This window comes from Methylobacterium sp. GC_Met_2 (assembly GCF_026540795.1).
Lineage (GTDB): Bacteria > Pseudomonadota > Alphaproteobacteria > Rhizobiales > Beijerinckiaceae > Methylobacterium.
This window is the reverse complement of sequence record NZ_JALNUM010000124.1, coordinates 1-17558: the sequence shown is the minus strand read 5'-3', so window position 1 is coordinate 17558 and position 17558 is coordinate 1. Positions and strand designations below refer to the sequence as shown.

The 17558-nt window shown below is 68.2% G+C and carries 16 protein-coding genes and 2 pseudogenes; 9 read left to right on the top strand and 9 right to left on the bottom strand.

Translation table 11 applies throughout. The features are described from left to right. The 3 genes and pseudogenes from OXS49_RS28045 to OXS49_RS28035 form a co-directional block, all read left to right on the top strand. Positions 1-249: pseudogene (locus OXS49_RS28045) on the top strand (glycosyltransferase); the annotation flags it as partial. Positions 250-260: 11 nt separating this feature from the next. Continuing rightward, positions 261-1505 (top strand): multidrug effflux MFS transporter, encoded by a 1245-nt coding sequence (locus OXS49_RS28040; protein WP_267427951.1) that lies wholly within the window; start codon positions 261-263, stop codon positions 1503-1505. Next, positions 1502-2359: an alpha/beta hydrolase gene (locus OXS49_RS28035; RefSeq protein ID WP_267427950.1), complete on the top strand. Its 858-nt coding sequence runs from the start codon at positions 1502-1504 to the stop codon at positions 2357-2359. Before OXS49_RS28040 ends, OXS49_RS28035 begins: the two co-directional genes overlap by 4 nt. 81 nt (positions 2360-2440) lie before the next feature. Here the strand turns inward: OXS49_RS28035 and OXS49_RS28030 are convergent, their stop codons facing one another. Continuing rightward, positions 2441-2785, bottom strand: a complete 345-nt coding sequence (locus tag OXS49_RS28030; RefSeq protein ID WP_267427949.1) for a hypothetical protein — start codon at positions 2783-2785, stop codon at positions 2441-2443. A 119-nt stretch (positions 2786-2904) separates the two neighbouring features. Here OXS49_RS28030 and OXS49_RS28025 point away from each other — a divergent pair, with 119 nt between their 5' ends. The 4 genes from OXS49_RS28025 to OXS49_RS28010 all read left to right on the top strand — a co-directional run bounded on the left by OXS49_RS28025 (position 2905) and on the right by OXS49_RS28010 (position 6450). Then, positions 2905-4143: a cytochrome P450 gene (locus OXS49_RS28025; RefSeq protein WP_267427947.1), complete on the top strand. Its 1239-nt coding sequence runs from the start codon at positions 2905-2907 to the stop codon at positions 4141-4143. A 418-nt stretch (positions 4144-4561) separates the two neighbouring features. Continuing rightward, positions 4562-4753, top strand: coding sequence for a hypothetical protein (locus OXS49_RS28020; RefSeq protein WP_244005845.1), 192 nt, complete (start codon positions 4562-4564; stop codon positions 4751-4753). Beyond that, positions 4753-5679: an adenylate/guanylate cyclase domain-containing protein gene (locus OXS49_RS28015; RefSeq protein WP_267427946.1), complete on the top strand. Its 927-nt coding sequence runs from the start codon at positions 4753-4755 to the stop codon at positions 5677-5679. The genes OXS49_RS28020 and OXS49_RS28015 overlap by 1 nt, the downstream gene beginning before the upstream one ends. Before the next feature lie 123 nt (positions 5680-5802). Next, positions 5803-6450: a phytochelatin synthase family protein gene (locus OXS49_RS28010; protein ID WP_244005841.1), complete on the top strand. Its 648-nt coding sequence runs from the start codon at positions 5803-5805 to the stop codon at positions 6448-6450. Positions 6451-6773: 323 nt separating this feature from the next. Here the strand turns inward: OXS49_RS28010 and OXS49_RS28005 are convergent, their stop codons facing one another. The 7 genes and pseudogenes from OXS49_RS28005 to OXS49_RS27975 all read right to left on the bottom strand — a co-directional run bounded on the left by OXS49_RS28005 (position 6774) and on the right by OXS49_RS27975 (position 15673). Continuing rightward, on the bottom strand, positions 6774-8078 hold the full coding sequence (locus tag OXS49_RS28005; protein ID WP_244005839.1) for a glycosyltransferase: 1305 nt from the start codon (positions 8076-8078) through the stop codon (positions 6774-6776). A 590-nt stretch (positions 8079-8668) separates the two neighbouring features. Continuing rightward, positions 8669-8851: pseudogene (locus tag OXS49_RS28000) on the bottom strand (IS5/IS1182 family transposase); the annotation flags it as partial. 714 nt (positions 8852-9565) lie between these two features. Beyond that, a complete protein-coding gene (locus OXS49_RS27995) occupies positions 9566-10288 on the bottom strand; it encodes an ABC transporter ATP-binding protein (RefSeq protein ID WP_267427945.1) in 723 nt (240 codons plus the stop codon). Beyond that, positions 10281-12329, bottom strand: a complete 2049-nt coding sequence (locus OXS49_RS27990) for a branched-chain amino acid ABC transporter ATP-binding protein/permease (protein WP_244005835.1) — start codon at positions 12327-12329, stop codon at positions 10281-10283. Before OXS49_RS27990 ends, OXS49_RS27995 begins: the two co-directional genes overlap by 8 nt. Positions 12330-12367: 38 nt before the next feature. Beyond that, positions 12368-13240 (bottom strand): branched-chain amino acid ABC transporter permease, encoded by an 873-nt coding sequence (locus tag OXS49_RS27985; protein WP_244005833.1) that lies wholly within the window; start codon positions 13238-13240, stop codon positions 12368-12370. Positions 13241-13380: 140 nt separating this feature from the next. After that, entirely contained in the window at positions 13381-14592 is a 1212-nt protein-coding gene (locus OXS49_RS27980) for an ABC transporter substrate-binding protein (protein WP_267427942.1), read from the bottom strand. 757 nt (positions 14593-15349) lie between these two features. Continuing rightward, a complete protein-coding gene (locus OXS49_RS27975; protein ID WP_267427941.1) occupies positions 15350-15673 on the bottom strand; it encodes a hypothetical protein in 324 nt (107 codons plus the stop codon). Positions 15674-16032: 359 nt separating this feature from the next. Between OXS49_RS27975 and OXS49_RS27970 the strand changes: the two genes are divergently transcribed. Together OXS49_RS27970 and OXS49_RS27965 are read left to right on the top strand one after the other, a co-directional pair. Next, complete coding sequence (locus OXS49_RS27970) at positions 16033-16311, top strand: hypothetical protein (RefSeq protein ID WP_244005828.1); 279 nt, start codon at positions 16033-16035, stop codon at positions 16309-16311. A 208-nt stretch (positions 16312-16519) separates the two neighbouring features. Further along, positions 16520-16747 carry a hypothetical protein gene (locus tag OXS49_RS27965; protein ID WP_267427940.1) on the top strand — a complete coding sequence of 76 codons (228 nt, stop codon included), beginning with the start codon at positions 16520-16522 and terminating at the stop codon, positions 16745-16747. Positions 16748-17346: 599 nt separating this feature from the next. Here OXS49_RS27965 and OXS49_RS27960 read toward each other — a convergent pair. Beyond that, positions 17347-17553, bottom strand: a complete 207-nt coding sequence (locus OXS49_RS27960) for a hypothetical protein (protein ID WP_244005824.1) — start codon at positions 17551-17553, stop codon at positions 17347-17349. Between the last annotated feature and the right edge of the window lie 5 nt (positions 17554-17558).

Below are 17558 nucleotides of genomic sequence, written 5' to 3'. Positions count from 1 at the left end.
ACCGACAACGCCGCCCGGATCGCGTTGCGCGGCGCCGGCCTGCGCCTGCCCGCGACGGCGAGCGCGGACGCGATCGCGGCGGCGGTCCGCCGGCTCCTGGTGGAACCGGGCTTCCGCACGGCCGCCGGGACCCTCGGTGCCGCCGTTCAGGCCGATCTCAACGCGGGCGGGCTCGTCCGCGAGATCGCCGCCATGGTCGCCGCGCACCGGGATGCCGCATCCCGAGGCGGAGGCCGGCTCTGGGCGTGAGGGGGACCGCCATGCCGGCGCGGCCCCGCATCCACCCCGAGTCACGGGCCTTCTCGGCGCTGCTCGGGCTGCTCGCAGCGCTCCCGACCTTCGGGATCGACATGATCCTGCCGAGCCTGTCGGAGACGGCGGCCGCACTGCACGTCCCGACCGCCGCAATGGGCGCGGCCATGGCCGTCTACCTGCTCGGGCTCGGTGCCGCGCTCCTGGTCTACGGGCCGGTCTCGGATCGGCTCGGGCGCCGGCCCGCGATCGTCTGCGGCTGCCTCCTCCTGATCGGGGGCAGCCTCGGCTGCGCCGCGTCACGGACGCTGCCACAGATCCTGCTGTCCCGCGCCGTCCAGGGGATCGGTGCGGCCGGTCCCGGCATGGCGGTCTTCGCGATGGTGCGCGACCTGTTCGCCGGCGAGGCGGCGCGTGCCCGGATGTCGTTCGTCGTCCTGATCGTCAACGTCGTGCCGATGGTGGCCCCGACGCTGGGGGCCGGCCTGATGGATGTCGGCGGCTGGCGCCTGATCCACGCCGCGCCGCTCGCAGCGGCCCTCACGATCCTGGCGGCGATGCCAAGGGTGGCAGAAACCCTGCCCTGTGCCCCCGGCCCCGCTCCGTCCGGAATTCTGCGCGCCTATCGAAAAATCCTGGCGAACCGGGGCTTCCTCGGCCACGCCCTGTGCAACGCCGCGGCGGCGGGTGCGGTCTTCGCCTACATCACAGGCTCCGCGCTGGTGTTCGTCGGCGCCCTTGGGTTCAGCCCGTCGGCCTACGGGCTCCTCTTCGGGTCGAGTTCCCTGTCGGTGATGGCCGGCGCCGCCCTGAACGGCCGCCTCGCCGCCCGGGGCATCAATTCCCACCGGGTGATCGGCGCTGGGCTCGCCGGGGCGACACTCCTGGCGGCGATGCTCCTCGTCGATGCACTGGTCTTCACGCCCTCAGGGGTGCCGGTGATCGCCGCGATGGCCGGCATGGGTCTCGCCTTCGGCCTCGTCTCGCCGAACGCCATCCACGGCGCGACGGAGGCGGCCCCCGAGGCCGCCGGCACCGCCGGCGCCATCGTGTTCTGCCTGCAGATGATCGGGGCGGCCATCGCCAGCGATCTCGTCGCCCGGCTCTTCGACGGGCGCTCCGCCCTGTCGATGGCCGCCGTGATGCTCGGCGGCTGCCTCGCGGCGATCGCGGCCTTCGCCGGCCTCGTGCGCCCGGCCGCCCGTCCGTCCTCGTCCCGCTTTCCCTCCCAACGACACGGAGAACCCGTATGATCTTCGACCCACCCCCGTGGCCGCCCGTCCACCTGACCCGCGACGGCACCCGGCTCGCCCATATCGAGGCTGGCCCCACCAGGCCCCAGGGGCACCCGCTCCTCCTGATCAACGGCTGGACCGGCGATCACGGCATCTTCACCCCGCAGATCGCGCATTTCGCGCGGACGCGCCGCGTGGTGGCGGTCAACCTGCGCGGCCACGGCGCCAGCGACGCGCCCGAGGGGGACTACACGATGGAGGGCTTCGCCGACGACATCGCGTGGCAGTGCCGGACCCTGGACTTGGCCGAGCCGGTCGTCATCGGTCACAGCCTCGGCGGCGCCGTGGCCCTGGAGCTGTGCGGCCGCCATCCCGACCTCGCCGCCGGCCTCGTGATGATCGACACGATCGTCCTGCCGTCGCCCGACGGGGCGGGCAGCGCCGAGATCGAAGGTCTGCTGGCGGGCGTGGGCGGCCCGGACTACCGGCGTGTCGTGCGCGACATGGCCTGGGCGATCGGGTGCGATTACGACCATCCGGCACGGCGGCAGGCGCTCTTCGACACGTTCATCCGCGGCCCGGCCGAGCGGACGCCGCAGCACGTGGCCTGCGCGGCGCTGCGGAGCATCGTGCTGCACCACGATCCCGTCCCGGCCGCGCGCGCCTGCCGGATCCCCATGGCGTACATCTCGGCGGACGTACCCCTGGTCGAGGCGGCGCGGAATCTCGACCGGCTGCGCGAGCTCTGCCCGCAACTCGTCACCGCCAAGACGCTGCTCGCGGGACATTTCAACACGCTCGAGGTGGCCGATCAGGTCGACGCGATGATCGAGCGGTTCCTGGCCGTGGGCCTGAAGGCCGGGGCCGAATAAGCGGCCACGCCGTCCCGCGGCGTGATGCGTGTGTCCGGGGCGGCCTCCAGGACGGGGGCCGCCCGGCACCGCAAGGCTGTGTCACGATGCGAGCCGCGTTCCCGGCCGGTCCCCAAGGAGGCGCCGCGCCGACGCGATGACCTGGAGGGTCTGGGGGCTCAGCTCCTCCTGGTGCGCCCGACGTGCGTAGTGCCGCAGGCGCGTGACGAGGTCCGTCGCGCCGGAGATCCCGTGATCGAGGCCCGTGATCACGGATTCGGTGATCGTGCGCCGCAGCAACGTCTCGAAGATGTCGTGGTCCGCCGGCTCTGTCCGCATGAGGATCTCTCCCGTGAAGCGGAGTCGTTTTCGATCGGACAGGTTACGGCGCGATTTCAGGACATTCGACGCGCGCATGCGCTGCGCGCCCGACGTGTCGTTGCGCACGCATCGGACGCCCCGGCGGGCCGCATGTTATAATGGTAACCATCGGCGCCACGTCCGACATGATCGTGTAGCCCCCGCCTTCGAGGCTCCTCGCGCACAGCAGCAGCGAGGCCATGGCGATGGATGGACCCGAAGATCGGACGCGGCAGGCCGGTTCGCTCGAGCCGCCCGGACACATCCCGACGCTGACGGTGGCCGAACTGGAGGCCGATCCGCACGGGGTGTTCCGGACCTGGCGGCCCCGGCTGCCGGTGGTCGGCCACGAGGTCGCGGGCTTCGTCGTCCTCCGGGCGGGGGACGTCGATCGGCTGATGCGCGATCCGCGCATGCAGGCGACCGAGACGCTCTACCCCGAGACGCGCGGGATACCGGAGGGCAGGCTCTTCGACATCTTCGCGCACGGGATGCTCACCGCCAACGGTGCGGCCCATCGGCGGCGCCGCTCGCCCTTCACCCGGACCTTCGGGGCCCGGATGATCGAAGGCCTGCGCCCGCGGATCCGCGCGGCCGCGGAGAGCCTCGTCCGGGACTGGCTGCGGGACGGGGAGGTGGATCTCGTGGCGCGTTACGCCGCGCTGATCCCGGCCCAGACCATCGCCGACATCCTCGGTCTGCCGCATGCGGACATCCCCCGCTTCACGCAACTCGCCTACGAAGTTTCCCGGGTGCTGAGCTTCACCTTCGGACCGGACGACATCCCGAACCTCGAAGCGGCGGCGGTCGCGCTCCAGGATTACGTGCGCGCGATCCTCGAGGCGCGCCGGTCGGCACCGCAGGACGATTTCCTGTCGCGCTTCCTCGCGGAGGCCGAGGCGGCGGGCGATCTCACCCCCGAGGAGGTGACCGTCCAACTCGTTCAGATGATCATCGGCGGCACCGACACGACCCGGGTCGCCGGCGCCATGCAGGCGGCGCTGCTGCTGCAGCATCCGGACCAATGGGCGGCGGTGACCCGCGATCCGGGTCTGATCCCGGCCGCCGTGGCGGAATCCCTCCGCTACGAGCCGAGCGTCGGCTCCGCGGGGCGGGTCGCCCGGGAGGCGATCGACCTCGACGGAACCGTCGTGCCGGCCGGAAGCCTGATCATGCTCTCGACGCTGTCGGCGCTGCGGGACGCGGCGGCCTTCAAGGACCCGGACACGTTCGACATCCGCCGGACCGACCTCCCGCGCCTGCATCCGATCTTCGGCGGCGGCGCACACCGGTGCATCGGCGAGGCCCTGGCCCGGATCGAGCTGGAGGAAGGGCTGGCCGCCCTGATGCGCCTCGCGCCAAACCTGCGCCTGACGAGCGCGATGCCGGTCCTCCACGGCCACAGCGGCATCCGGCGCATCGGTCCGCTGCAGGTTGCCGCCTGATCGGGCACTGGATCAACCCAGTGCTCTGACGCATTCACTTCGTTCATGCGAGTGAGCACTACTTCTTTGATTTTGCATCAATTTTCCAGCCTCGGCTGACGCCTCCGTCTGGATCGATGCACTAGGGAGCCGCCGTGAACGGGCCGCCGTTCCACGGAGCGCCCGACGGCACCCGGCCCGCTGGGCCGGGTGACCCTCGAAGATGTGCAGGTTGCCTTCGACCGGAAATCGGATTTCCGGCCGACGCCACGAGCAATCGGACCAGTCATCGACATGTCGGCTGTCATAGATTTCCGGTTTTCCGAAATCACGTCGCAATTCCTGAAATTCAACACTGAAGCTCCAAGCACCGGAGCAGACGATCATGATTTCAAGGCTGACAAGAACTCTTGCAGGCGCGGCGGCGGGAGCCCTTCTCTTGATCCTCGCGGTCCCGAACGCCGTGCGGTCGCAACCGGTCCCGCGCTTCGCACAGCCCGACGTGCCGAACCCCACCGCACGGTCGCTCCCGCCCCCGTACCGGACGATCCGGGACCTCCGCTCGCCCACGGTCGAGCGCGAGCACCTCCGGGCGCAACGCATCATCAACCGCATCTGCTCGGGCTGCTGATGTCGGCGATACGCCTCCCCGACGTCAGCGCCGCGGGGGCGGACCCGGCGTCCTGGCTCGGCCGGCCGCACCGTGCGGCCGAGCTGGCCCAGGCTGTCCGCCGCCGCGCAGCCGCAGCCTGTGGCAACGCGGTCCTCGCTGCGGCGCCGGCGCCGTTGCTGATGGGATTCGCAACCGCGACCGGGTCGGAACCCATCACCCTCGGCCTCGCCGGGCTCGCCCTCACGTCGCTCGCGCTACAGGTGCGACACCTGCGCTCCGCAGCGCGGATCGTGACCCGACACCGGGACAACCTCGCGCGACTGGCGGCGCCGGCGGTCGCCCGGTTGGTGGCCGAAACCGACGCCGTCACCCTGCGCGCCGGCTGGGAGCAGGAGGCGACGGTGCTGTTCGCCGACATCCGCGACTTCACCGGACTTTGTGAAACGCTACCGCCGGGCGAAGTCGCGGCGTTCCTCGCCGAATTCCGCCGACGCGCTGCGCGGGCGATCGAGGCGGCGGGCGGCCTCGTCGACAAATTCGTCGGCGACGAGGTCATGGCCGTCTTCGGCGTGCCGCGCGCGGCCCCCGACGATACGGATCGCGCCGTCGTGGCGGCCCGCTCCCTGGCCGCCACGATGCTGGCCTGGAGTCGAGAGCGGGTGCGGACGGGTCTGCCGCCGGTCCGCATCGGGGTCGGCCTTCACCGCGGCCCGGTTTTCGTCGGCACAATCGGGGCGGAGCGCGTCGAGTTCACCGCGGTGGGCGATACCGTCAACGTGGCCCGCCGCCTGGAGCAGATGACCCGCACGACGGACTGCGACTGCATCGCCTCGGAAGCCGTGGTGCGGTCTGCGACGTCGAGCGAGGCGCGGATCGTCGCCGTTCAGCCCGTGCGCGGCGCGCGTGTCGTCCTGCGCCTGTTCGCCATCGCGTTGGCCCCGTAGCGGCCGGGCGCACTCTCAACGGGACCGGGATTCATCCGCATGATGGCCGAACAGGTTCGTCGAGGCCGGGTCCGGAAGCGCCGTCTGGTCGCCTTCCTCGGGTCGGCCGTTCTTCTGGCCGGATTGGCCGGCGCGGCCAGCGTCGGTCCGCGTCTCCTCAGGCCGAACGCCGACGCGTCCGTCACGTCGATCGAGACGCAACCGGACTATCATGATCCTGCGCTGCTGGCGCGGGCCTGGACCCTACCGGTGGCGGCGGCGTACCGGAGACGGCCTTACGAATACCAGAGCAATCCAAGCTTCTGCGGTCCGGCCACGGTGGCGAATCTTCTGCACTCCCTTGGCGTCGACTTTTCGCAAGCCGACGTGCTGCGGGGGACGGCGTTCCAGCCCTGGTTCGGCGTGCTTGTGAACGGGCTCACACTGGACGAACTGGCCGACCTGATCCGAAGGCGGCTCGACCACCCGGTCGATGTCGTGCGCGATCTTACGTTGCCGGCGTTCCGCGATCGGATGAAAAGCGGCAACGACCCCGATACGCGGCTGATCGTCAACTTCCATCGCGGCCCCCTCTTCGGCCGCGGCGCCGGACATTTCTCGCCGATCCTCGGATATCTGCCGGACGCGGACCTCGTCTTCGTCGGCGACGTCAACGGCGACGACCGGCCGTTCCTGGTCGGCACCGAGCGCCTATGGCGCGCCGTCGCGACGCGGGACAGCACCTCGGGCAAGACGCGCGGGTTGCTGATCGTCGAGACGACCCGCCATTGAGGCCGAGATGCACCGGCCGAGGGCTGGCGTCGAAATCGTCGCTGCGCACGTGCGGGAGGATGATCGACGGGGACTGCCGACGGATGCCGCCTTCTCGCGCTTCCGGTCAGCATCCAGGGAAACGGGGCGGCCCGTTGCCGCCCGGGCAATCGTAGCATCATCGGTTCGTGGGGCAGGCCACGCGCCGGGATGCCGGGTCCCGAACGGGCCGCGGTCTGGCTCTGGCGGGCTCACGGTCCTTCGCGGGTCGCCTCGGCGTGGCCGACGCGCCTCCGTCAGGCCGGGAGACGAGGGCTTGCGCTGCCGGGACTCTTGGGGGCGGATCAGGCCGCGTTGGATCCGGCGACGAGGCGGTCCAGCGTTCCAAAAATCACCGCCGGCGTATCGATCGCCGCCATATCCGCCGCGATCGCCCGCGCGCGCTCGGCGAAGGCCGGCTCGGCCAAAACCCGATCGACCGCCGCACGCAGCTCTCGGGCTTCCGGCCGCTGCGACGGGATCTCGATGCCGACGCCCGACCACGCCACCCGAGCGCCGACCTCGGCCTTGTCCTCGGTGCGCCCGGCCGCCACGATCGGGACGCCGGCTTGAAGCGCCAGCTGCACGGTCCCGTAACCGCCATTGGTGACCAGCACGTCGACCTTCGGCAGGAGCACCGCGAAATCGAGGAACTCCGCGAGACGAGCGTTCTTCGGGATCGGTCCGCGCACGTTCCCGATCGGTCGGAAGCCGGTGGTGACGAGCACCAGCAGGTCGTCGCGCGTGCCGAGCGCCGACAGGGTCGGCTCGATCAGTTCGCCGGGATCGGCGTTGGCGACTGTCCCCTGGGTCACGAGTACGACCGGCTTGGACCCGTCGAGTTCGCCCCACCAGTCTGGCAAGGCAGCGTCCGGCTGCGGGGGAGGGGGCAGTGCGCCGACGAACCGGACGTGGTCGGGCAGGACCCCGAAATCGTACTCGAACGCCGGTACGGTCGTCTGAAGGAAGGCGTCGGCCATGAGATGGCGCGAATGCAGCACCGAGCACGGCAACGGCGGCAGGCCCATCCCGGCGAGCTTGGCATCCGCGTACGCGCGGACCGGCGCGCCGAAGACACGTTCGGCTTCGATCGCGATGGCCGCGTATGCCGCACGCGCGGCCTCGTCGCGTGCCGGCGGCAACCCGATCATGGCCGGAGCCCCGTCCGGCCTGTCGGCCACCATGATCGTGATGCTGCAGGCGACGATCGGTGGCCGGGACGTCCCCTCGTCCAGGAACAGGGCCGTCGCGCCGAAGAACAGATCGTCCACGACGATGATGTCGGGACGTTCGGACGCGATGATCCTGCGCAGCGTCTCGGCCTGCGGCGGCATCGGGTCGAGGAAGATCCGCTCGAAATTGTAGCGGAGCTGCTCCGGGCCCGGGGGGAGACTTGCGCGTTCGGGCAACACGTCCTCGATCCGCGTGAAGTCGATGTCGGCGCCGGCGGCGAGGGGCAGGAAGCGGGCGCCGGACTTTTCGACGGACGGGCGGAGATACCCCGCCGTGGCCACCAGCGCCTCGTCTCCGCGCGCCAAGGCCATGCGTGCGATGGCCAGCAGCGGATTCAAGTGGCCGGCAGCCGGCGTGGCGGCAAAGAGGATTTTCATGGAGGACCCGTGACGGCGACAAAGCAGGTTCTGTTCGGCCGCGCTTCACGGTTCCGTGCCCGGCGGTGAACGACGATCTCTGCTCCTGCCGGGGGGTCTGCGCTCAGCGTATGACCGCAGCGTTTCGCCGATCGGCGATACGGTTACAGGCGTAATGGTGGACGACCGCGCCTGCGCCGCTGCCTTGCCGTGGCTCAGGTGCCCGTCCCAGGACTCGTCCGCCTTCCGATCTCGCGGGACCACACGTCGTGATCGCAGGATGTCGAGGGCGGGCCGGTCGCCTTTCGGCGTTCCTGCTCCGAAGCGGACAGGTCACTATCGGTCAGACTCGGCCATTCCGAGACCAACGTGCGTGTCTCACATCGCTGGATCCGGACGGGCAGCCTTCGCGCGCGAGCCGACAGAGGCAGACATCGCCGTCGCACCCGCTCTCGAGTCAGAGCAGGCCCGTGGTCGGTTCGTGAGCGTTCGATGAAACGTGGGGTGACTATGAAGAATTGAGCGGGCGATCGTCTGCGACATGGATGATAACGGCTGGCAAACTTCAACCTGCCGCACCGGTTTAGTGCAGGTCCATCTCTGAGCATTGAACAGAGCCGTCTGATCTGGTTGCGGGTGATGAGGCTTGCGGCGAGGCTGGTGAAGGCTTTGTAGAGGCCGGCACATTGTTTGTGGCGGACGGGCAGGGGGCGGAAGCAGTTGAACCACGCCGGGGGGCGCTCGACGACCCAGCGGTGATGCTGGAGCCGCTCGCTGCTCCTGATGCTTTTGCGGACGAAGCCGAAGCACGGGGCTTGAAACCGCGGCACTCCGTTACATCACGTGGCAAGCGACCTGATGCCCCGGGCCGATCGGGCGCAACTGCGGAGTTTCCGTTCGGCATCGCCAGGGGGCAGCGTGCCTGGAAATGACACCCGGTGCGCGGGGCTGAGGGACAGGGCGGATCCCATGTGGCGCCGGCCCGGGACGGTGAAACCGCGTCGCTCCGCCGGTGCCCGCGGGATGGGAGGGGGCGAACAGCAGGCGCGTGTAGGGATGCGCGGACGAGCGCTAGAACGCGTGGCGCTCGACGGTCACGACGATCCGGCCGCCATGCATGACCGATACGAGGTCCGACATGTGCTCGACCACCGACAAATCATGGCTGATGAACAGCGGGGCAGAGCCCCATAGGCGCTAGTGCATCGATCCAGACGGAGGCGTCAGCCGGGTCCGGAAAAATTGATGCAAAACCAAAGAACTAGCGCTCATTCGCATGAACGAAGTGAATGCGTCAGAGCACTACATAGCAATCATCATCGTGGCGCGCGAAGTAGCGATCGTCGATCACCAAGCCAAATCGATCCAGCGGCGGTCCGCTTCTAGCACTGACAGTATCCAACAGTTAGAACCGTGTCTGATCGCGCTGCGGTCGGACACGGTTCTAAGCTCCTGTTGTGACGCAGCCTCTTGCGCCAAACCGGGTATCGACTTCGGCAGCGAGCGCTTCAATGCGTGCCGCCGAGATAGGCCGCCCGCACCGCCGGATCGTTGCGCATCTGCTGCGCCGGGCCCTGGAAGCGGATCCGGCCGTTCTCCAGCACGTAGGCGTGGTCGGCGACGCCAAGCGCCGCCATAGCGAACTGCTCGACGAGCAGCATCGTGACCTGCTCGGCCTTGAGCAGCCGGATGATCCGGAAGACCTCCTCCACGAGCTTGGGGGCGAGCCCCATCGAGGGCTCGTCGAGCAGCAGGATCTCGGGCCGCAGCATCAGGGCCCGGCCCATGGCCAGCATCTGCTGCTCGCCACCCGACAGGGTGCCGGCGAGCTGCGTGCGCCGCTCCTTCAGGCGGGGGAACATCTCGAAGGCCCGCTCGCGGTCGGCCGCGACGTCGCCCTTCGGGCGCGAGCCGGTCAGGCGCGGGAAGGCGCCGAGCGTCAGGTTGTCCTCGACCGAGAGCGTCGGAAACACCCGCCGGCCTTCCGGCGAATGCGCGAGGCCGAACCGGGCGACGTCGTGGCTTTCGAGGCCGCCGATCTCGCGCCCGTTCAAGCGAATGGAGCCGGCCCGCGGGTGGATCATGCCCGACAGGGCGCGCATCGTGGTGGTCTTGCCGGCCCCGTTGGAGCCGATCAGCGCGACGACCTGACCCTTGGGCACCGTGAAATCGAGCCCGTGCAGCACCTCGACCTGGCCATAGCCGGCCGAAAGTCCCGTGACCTCAAGCATGGGCCGTCTCCTCGTCGGCGACCGGGCTGCCGAGATAGGCCTCGATCACCTTCGGGTCCGCCTGCACCTCGCGGGCGCTGCCCTCGGCGATCTTGTGGCCGAAATCGAGGACGCTGACGCGGTCGCACAGGCCCATGACCACATCCATGTGGTGCTCGATCAGGATCACCGTGATGCCGGCGTCGCGGATCTTGCGGATGATCGCCGTCAGCTCGGCGATGTCGGGGGCGGTGAGGCCGGCGGCGGGCTCGTCGAGCAGCAGCAGCACCGGATCGAGGGCCAACGCCCGCCCGATCTCCAGGAGCCGCTGCTTGCCGTAAGGCAGGTTGCGGGCCTCCACCTGCGCCAGGGCGCTCAAGCCCACGAAGTCGAGGATCGCCATGGCGCGGGCGCGCTGCTCGCGCTCCTCCCGGCGGCGGCGCGGCGTGCCGAGGATCGCGTCGAACAGGGTACCGCGGAAGCTGTGGTGCAGCCCGACCAGCACGTTCTCCAGCGCGGTCATCTCCCGGAAGAGCTGAACGTTCTGGAAGGTGCGGGCGATGCCGGCGGCGGCGATCTCGGAGGGCGTGCGCCCGTCGAGGCGCTGCGTGCCGTGGCCGCGGGCCAGGGTGACGGTGCCGCTCGTCGGCCGGTAGATGCCGGTGAGCACGTTCATCATCGTGCTCTTGCCGGAGCCGTTGGGGCCGATCAGCCCGTGAATCGTGCCCGGCCGCACCGCGAGGTCGACGCCGGCCAGGGCCTTGAGACCGCCGAACTGCATCAGGGCCTGATCGACCGTCAGCAGCGGATCGGCGCCCCGGTCGCCGCTCTGGACGCTGAGCGCCGCGCCCTCGGCGTGGAGGCTCTTGCCCTCGGCGGTGTGGGCCGGGCGCAGCGCCGGGATCTTTTCGCGGAGGAAGCCGACGATCCCGTCCGGCAGGTAATAGACCACGAACAGGATCATCAGCCCGAACACCGACAGGCGATAATCGGTGACGGATTCGAGCAGCAGCGTCGCGGGGAAGAAGGCGAGGCAGAGCCCGACCGGGATCAGCAGGGCGTAGCGGTCCTCCCGGCGGCGCAGGACGGCGAGGACGCCCACCACCAGGGCGGCGAGCGCGATGATCCCCGCCATGATCCGCACCAGCCCGATATCGGCCAGCACGTTCGGCATCATCACGATGATCGCCGAGCCGATCAGCGGCCCCGCCCGCGACTTGCGACCGCCCATGGTGACCGCGAGCAGGAACAGCACAGTGAGTTCGAACCCGTACGAATTGGGCGCCACGTAGCGCTCCGACCACGCGAACAGCGCGCCCGCGAGGCCCGCCAGGGCCGCCGAGATCACGAAGGCGTAGACCTTGTAGCGGTAGACGCTGACGCCCATGCAGTCGCAGGCGATCGGCGAGTCGCGCAGCGCCTCGAAGGCGCGGCCGTAGGGCGAGCGCACCACCCGGTTGACGACCACGATGGTCACCAGCAGCGCGGCGCAGACGAGATAGTAGAATTCGAGCTTGCGCCCGGCCGCGCCCCAGGGCGCCTGGAGGCCCAGCAGCGAGAAATCGAGGACGCGGGCCGGCGGCAGGGTGATGCCGAGCGGGCCGTTGGTCAGCGGCGTCAGTTCGTTGATGAAGATCTGCACGATGGTGCCGAAGGCCAGCGTCACCATGGCGAGGTAGGGGCCCGTCACCCGCAACGCCGGCACCGCGAGCAGCACGCCGAAGGCCGAGGTCACGCCGATCCCGGCCAGGATGCCCCACCACACCCCGAGCTTGAAATGCAGGAACAGCACCGCCGCCGCGTAGGCGCCGACGCCGAACAGGCCGGCATGGCCGAGGCTGACCTGCCCGGTATAGCCGACCACGATGTCGAGCCCGAGGATCAGGATCGCGTAGATGGCGATCACCACCATCAAATGGATGTAATACGAGCTCGTGACCACGTGCGGGAAGGCGGCGAGGCCGACGACCAGCAGCACGGCGCCGAGGACGCCCATGTGGCGGGACAGGCTCGGGGCGGCCGCTTGAGCGGGCGCTTCGGCGGGGGCGAGGGTCTGCGCCATGGCTCAGGCTGCCGTGAGGGTTGCGCGGGCGGTCACGGTCAGACCTTCTTGATGACGGCCTTGCCGAACAGGCCGACCGGGCGGATGGAGAGGACGACGAGGAGCAGGATCAGGCCCGGCACATCCTTGTAGCCGGTCGAGATGTAGAAGCCGGTCAGCGTCTCCGCGACGCCGAGGATCAGGCCGCCGACGATGACGCCGAGGCCGGATTCCAGGCCGCCGATGATCGCCACTGCGAAGGCCTTCAGCGCCAGGACGGAGCCCATCGTGGCGCCGGTCAGCGTCACGGGCGCCACCAGCACGCCCGCGAAGGCGGCCGTCATGGCGCTGATCGAGTACGACAGGGTGATCACCTTCTGGGTGTTGATGCCCATCAGGCCGGCGGCGTCGATATCGTTGGAGGTGGCGACGACCGCCTTGCCCCAGATCGACTTGCGATTGAAGATTTCGACCGCCAGCATCATCAGCAGCGCGCCTGCGACGATCAGCAGTTCCATCGGCAGGATGCGCACGCCGCCGACCTGCAGGGCGGTCTCGGGCAGCGGGGAGGGGAACTTCAGGTCGTCCCGGCCCCAGACGTTCTCGGCGACGTTCTTGAAGATGATGCCGAGCGCGATGGTGGCCATGATCCACCCGTACTCGGACTTGATCTTCACGGCCGGGCGCACGCCGAGGCGCTCGACCACCGCCCCGAGGGCGAAGCCGAAGACCAGAACCAGCGGGATCATCAGCCAGTAGCCCAGGAACGGCACCAGGGTCAGGCCGAACAGCGCCCCGAGCGCCAGCGCCTCGCCCTGGCCGAAATTGAGGGTCTTCGAGGTCGCGAAGGTGAGCTGATAGCCGAACGCGATGGCGGCGTAGATCATGCCGACCGCGACGCCGGAGGCGATGAGCTGGAGCAGGATTTCCATGGATCTACTGTCACCGGAGGAGCGTCCGATCGCGCAGGCGGGCGCCGCGCGACGGCTGGGTGTCGTGCGGGCGGCCTCGGGACGCCGCCGGATTCACGGGGAACGGCCGCGCGCGCGATCGCGCGCGACCGTGAGCGTCCTCAGTTCGAGGATTTTTCCTTGAGGCGGACGACGCCGGCGTTCTTGGCGTCCTCGGCCTTGTCGTAGACGATCTTGCCGTCCTGCACCTTCCCGAACACGACCATGTTGCGCGAGATCGCGTTGTGGTCCTTGGCGGTGAACGGCTTGTCGTAAGTGGTGACCACGCCCTCGACCTTCTCGTTCAGGTTCTCGAGGGCAGCGCGGATCTTCGGACCATCGGTGCCGCCGGCCTGCTTGATCGCCGCCGCGAGGAGGTAGATCGAGTCGTAGGCCTGAGCGCCGGCCACGGGGGTCGGAATCTTCGTGACGCCGTAGGTCTTGTAGTAGTTCTCCAGGAACGCCTTGCGCTTCGGCAGGGTCTGATCCTCGATGAAGGTCTGCGGCATGATCACGCCGTTGCCGTTCGCGCCGGCGATATCGATGAAGCTCTGCATCGAGGCCGGCCAGCTGGTGATCATCGGCACCTTCCAGCCGAGCTTGGCCATGCCGTTGGTGATCTGGGCCAGTTCCGGTCCGATCCCGTAGGCGAGGATCACGTCGGCGCCGGCCTGCTGCGCCTTGAGCAGCTGGGCCGTCATGTCGACGTCCTTGATGTTGAATTTCTCGACCACCACCGGCTTCACGTTCTTGGTGGCGGCGTACTTCTCGATGTCCTCGCGCCCGAGCTGGCCGTAATTGGTCGAGTCGGCGAGGATCGCGATCTTCTTGTGGTTCTGGGCCAGGGCCTCGTCGACCATCAGGCCGGCCTGGAGCACGTCGTAGGCGGAGTTCCGGAAGACGTAGTTCGCCTCGTAATCCGGCTCCTTGAACTGGTTGGTGATGATCGTCCCGGTGGCGACGTTGTTGAAGACCGGGATCTCGGCCTCCTGGTAGAAGCGCTGGGCGGCGAGCGCCACACCGGTGTTGATGAAGCCGACGCTCGCGACGACCTTCTCCTTGTTGATCAACTCCTGCGCGACCTGGGCGCCGACCTCGTTCTTGGCCTCGTCATCGCGCTCGATGAGCTGGATCGGGCGGCCGAGCACGCCGCCGGCCTTGTTGATCTCGGCAGCCGCGAGCTTGGCGCCATCGCGCATCGAGACGCCCATCGAAGACGAGCCCCCGGTATAAGGGCCGCTCAGCCCGATCTTGATGGGGTCTGCAGCGTGCGCTGGCACCGCCGCGAGCGTGAACAAGAGCACGGCGGCAGCCGTGCGACCTGCGAAGACCATCGTTTCCTCTCCCAACGAGCGTTTGCGCCGTGTGCCCTTCGTCGTGGCACTATGCGATGAGGATCTCTTCGAAACAGGACGAGCCGTCAAGCTGCAAAGGCAATAAGTCTTAGATGATCAATACGGATTGTTCTCGGTTTCCTGTCGCGGGGGCAGCCGGCGACAGAATTTTCGCCGATCCGCGAATGGCGCGGATTAACAATCGAGCACGCACGTGCCGGGCCGTTGTTTCGCGAAAGGTCCGCTGAGCATCGCTATCCGTTTGCACCGCGCTGTGGCCGACGGTCGAGCGAAGTATCCCCGCGGTGGGCGAGGGTGTCCAAGTCCTGAAGGTCCGGTTTGATCGTCCCGTCACGGCCGACGACGGGTTGAACGGAAGCAGGGCTGCCAGCTCGATCGAGCCGGCACCCGCAGGTCGGCTTCGGAGAAGCGCGACGTTGATGCGCACGCCGACCCCTTTCACCCGGGGTTGCTCCAAAACGCAGTGTCTTGTCCTCAGCCTGCGGGCCACCGCCTTCACATCGCCCTCACGAAATGTGACGCCTTAACGTGATGGAGAGCTTACCCTATTCCCTGTTCCTCGACAGAGCGTGATCGCTGCCGGGCGATGTCCCACGAAGTCTTTCGTCCATGGGATGGTCCTCAGCCTCGCTTGGATCGGCCCAAAGCAGTCGTTTCGCTTTCGGCCAGCACCGGCCGCCGATGCTGCTCGGCGTGCAGGCTGTGTGATATGCGGAACTGAGCCAACGCTTGGCTTTCAGGTTCGGGTCAGGCCGTACGCGTCTACTAAATCAAGAAAATAATGACCGTGTACGATGTGGCGCAAGTTATCCACGATGACGACAAGTAAGAGGTTGTCGACGTTTGTACCGATCAGCACCTGATCGAACCGGTCGGCTGCATCGCGATAGACGTCGGTGACGTCGAGAAGCTCCGTGACAGGTCCCAGCGGCAACGCGATCGATTCGGTATACAACCAGACATCGACAACTGCCTCGGCGGTTGCCGTCACGTTCCGCATCGGAGCGGTGAAGCAGGCTGAGAACTCGGTTTGGGACAAAAGGCGGGGCGCCATCATCATAGTCCGCTCGTCAGGTTTGTCGTCGCGCTCACCACGAGCCGCGCGGGGAGCGCGTTGTCACACAGCCTCTACCCTGAGCCGAAGTTGCCGGACCGCCAACGAATGACCGCTTGCGAGACGCGCCGATAACCGGAGGAACAGCCGAGTTGGGTCGATAACAGCCCCTCGCACGGCCAAACGAATCGGGTCTCGACCAAGTGCAAGTCCCGATCGCGACGCAGCGGGTGGGTCCATGACCGCCGAGACGTGCACATCCAAAAACGTTGCCCTATGACCACGTTACGGGCGGTCCCGTTGGCAGTTCCCGGGTGATGTCCTAAGGACCGACGAGTAGAGATTATCGGACACCAGAAGACAGCATGCCATCGACGCCGCCGCGCCTCCCCTTTTCACACGCCGGGCAGGACTTCATCGTCAAGGCGCGTCCGGTCCCGGATGGCATCGAGGTCCGTGGCTTTTGGCATGCTCGATCGAAGGGGCGGACGCGGTTCTTCGTGGTCGTTCCGGCTGAGGCCATTCAGAAGGCTCAGCGGCCTGATTGGGCCGATCCGGTGCAGGCGGCGCTGAAGCTCGTGCGGAAGCAGATTGTCCAGGCGATCGACGAGGGCGAACCACTCGCCGAGGATACTCAGCCTTGAACAGAAAATTCACCCTACCATCACCGGTGGGCCTGCAGGCTTTCGCCGGTCGCGCCGGCGAGTGGGCCGAGTAGGCGCGGTCCAAGAACACCCGCCGAGCCAACGCCTCGACCGGTCTCGCCTCCTACACCTGGTCGGCGGCCCTCCGCATGCGTGGCGTGGGATCAAACGGGCGCACGGTCGACTGGCCGCCCAGAGGCGGCCGCTGATGACGGTGGATCCCCGACGCGCCGTTGCGACCCTGCCCGACATCCTGGCCGGATGGCGCGACCGGGCGCTGATCGTCGCAGGCTTCGCGGCAGCGCTTCGGCGATCCGGGCACGCGGGTCTGGAGATCACTCGCGGGGACGGCCGCGCTTGGATCGAGGAGCGCCCGGACGGCTTGGCGATCCACTTAGACCCGCAGCAAATCGGAGCCATCGGGGGAGGGCGCTGAGATCGGCGCTCGCAATGGCTCGGACATGCAGACCTGCCCGGTGCGCAGTTCCCCCGCCTGGATCACGGCAGCGCGCCTGAAGGGGGGCGGGCGCTCCGGCCGATCGACAGACAGGGACGCATCGGCGTCGAGGGAAAAACGGATCGCGCTGTTGCTCGGATCGTCCAACGCACAGTCGAACCGGCCGCGCTCGCGGACGCGCAGGAGTCCGAAGGGGCGTGGCAGCTGGCAGCGGCTAATGCCGGGCGTTCGCTCCGGTCCGGGCAACACGTCAAGCACAACGGGGCACCGTTGCGGCGGATCGCTCGGCCGACGAGCCTGCCGGCCCCGAGGGGTACAAGCGGTGCGGCTGGTACGCGAAGCGTCACGCTTCGATCTATGCCCGTCCGGAAGTGTTCAAGGCGCTGCGGGAGATAATAGTAATCACCGACTGCAAGCCACACGATCTCGACATCGTGAGCCTGCGGCTTGTGTTGCGCCAGCACGTGCAGGCCTTCGACGCGCTAAACCGTTGAGAGCAGCTACGTAACGACGTGGTTTATGCTTCGTGCCTGGATTTCACGCGGATCATGGACGTGTCGGGCCACCGTAATCCAACATCAGTCCAGTGACGCGAGCGTGAGTTCGCCCTCCCGGGCAGCCCGCTCGCAGGCCGCCGACCTGATCCGGTAGCAAGGCTCACCGGATCGATCGTCTGGCATGAGTCGAACCACCTCGAAAAGACCATCGACGACGCTACTCTTGTTGCCAGCGTAGGTGGTCCCGAGCTGCCGGACATTCTGCCCGATCTTGAACTTGTGAGACATCTTTC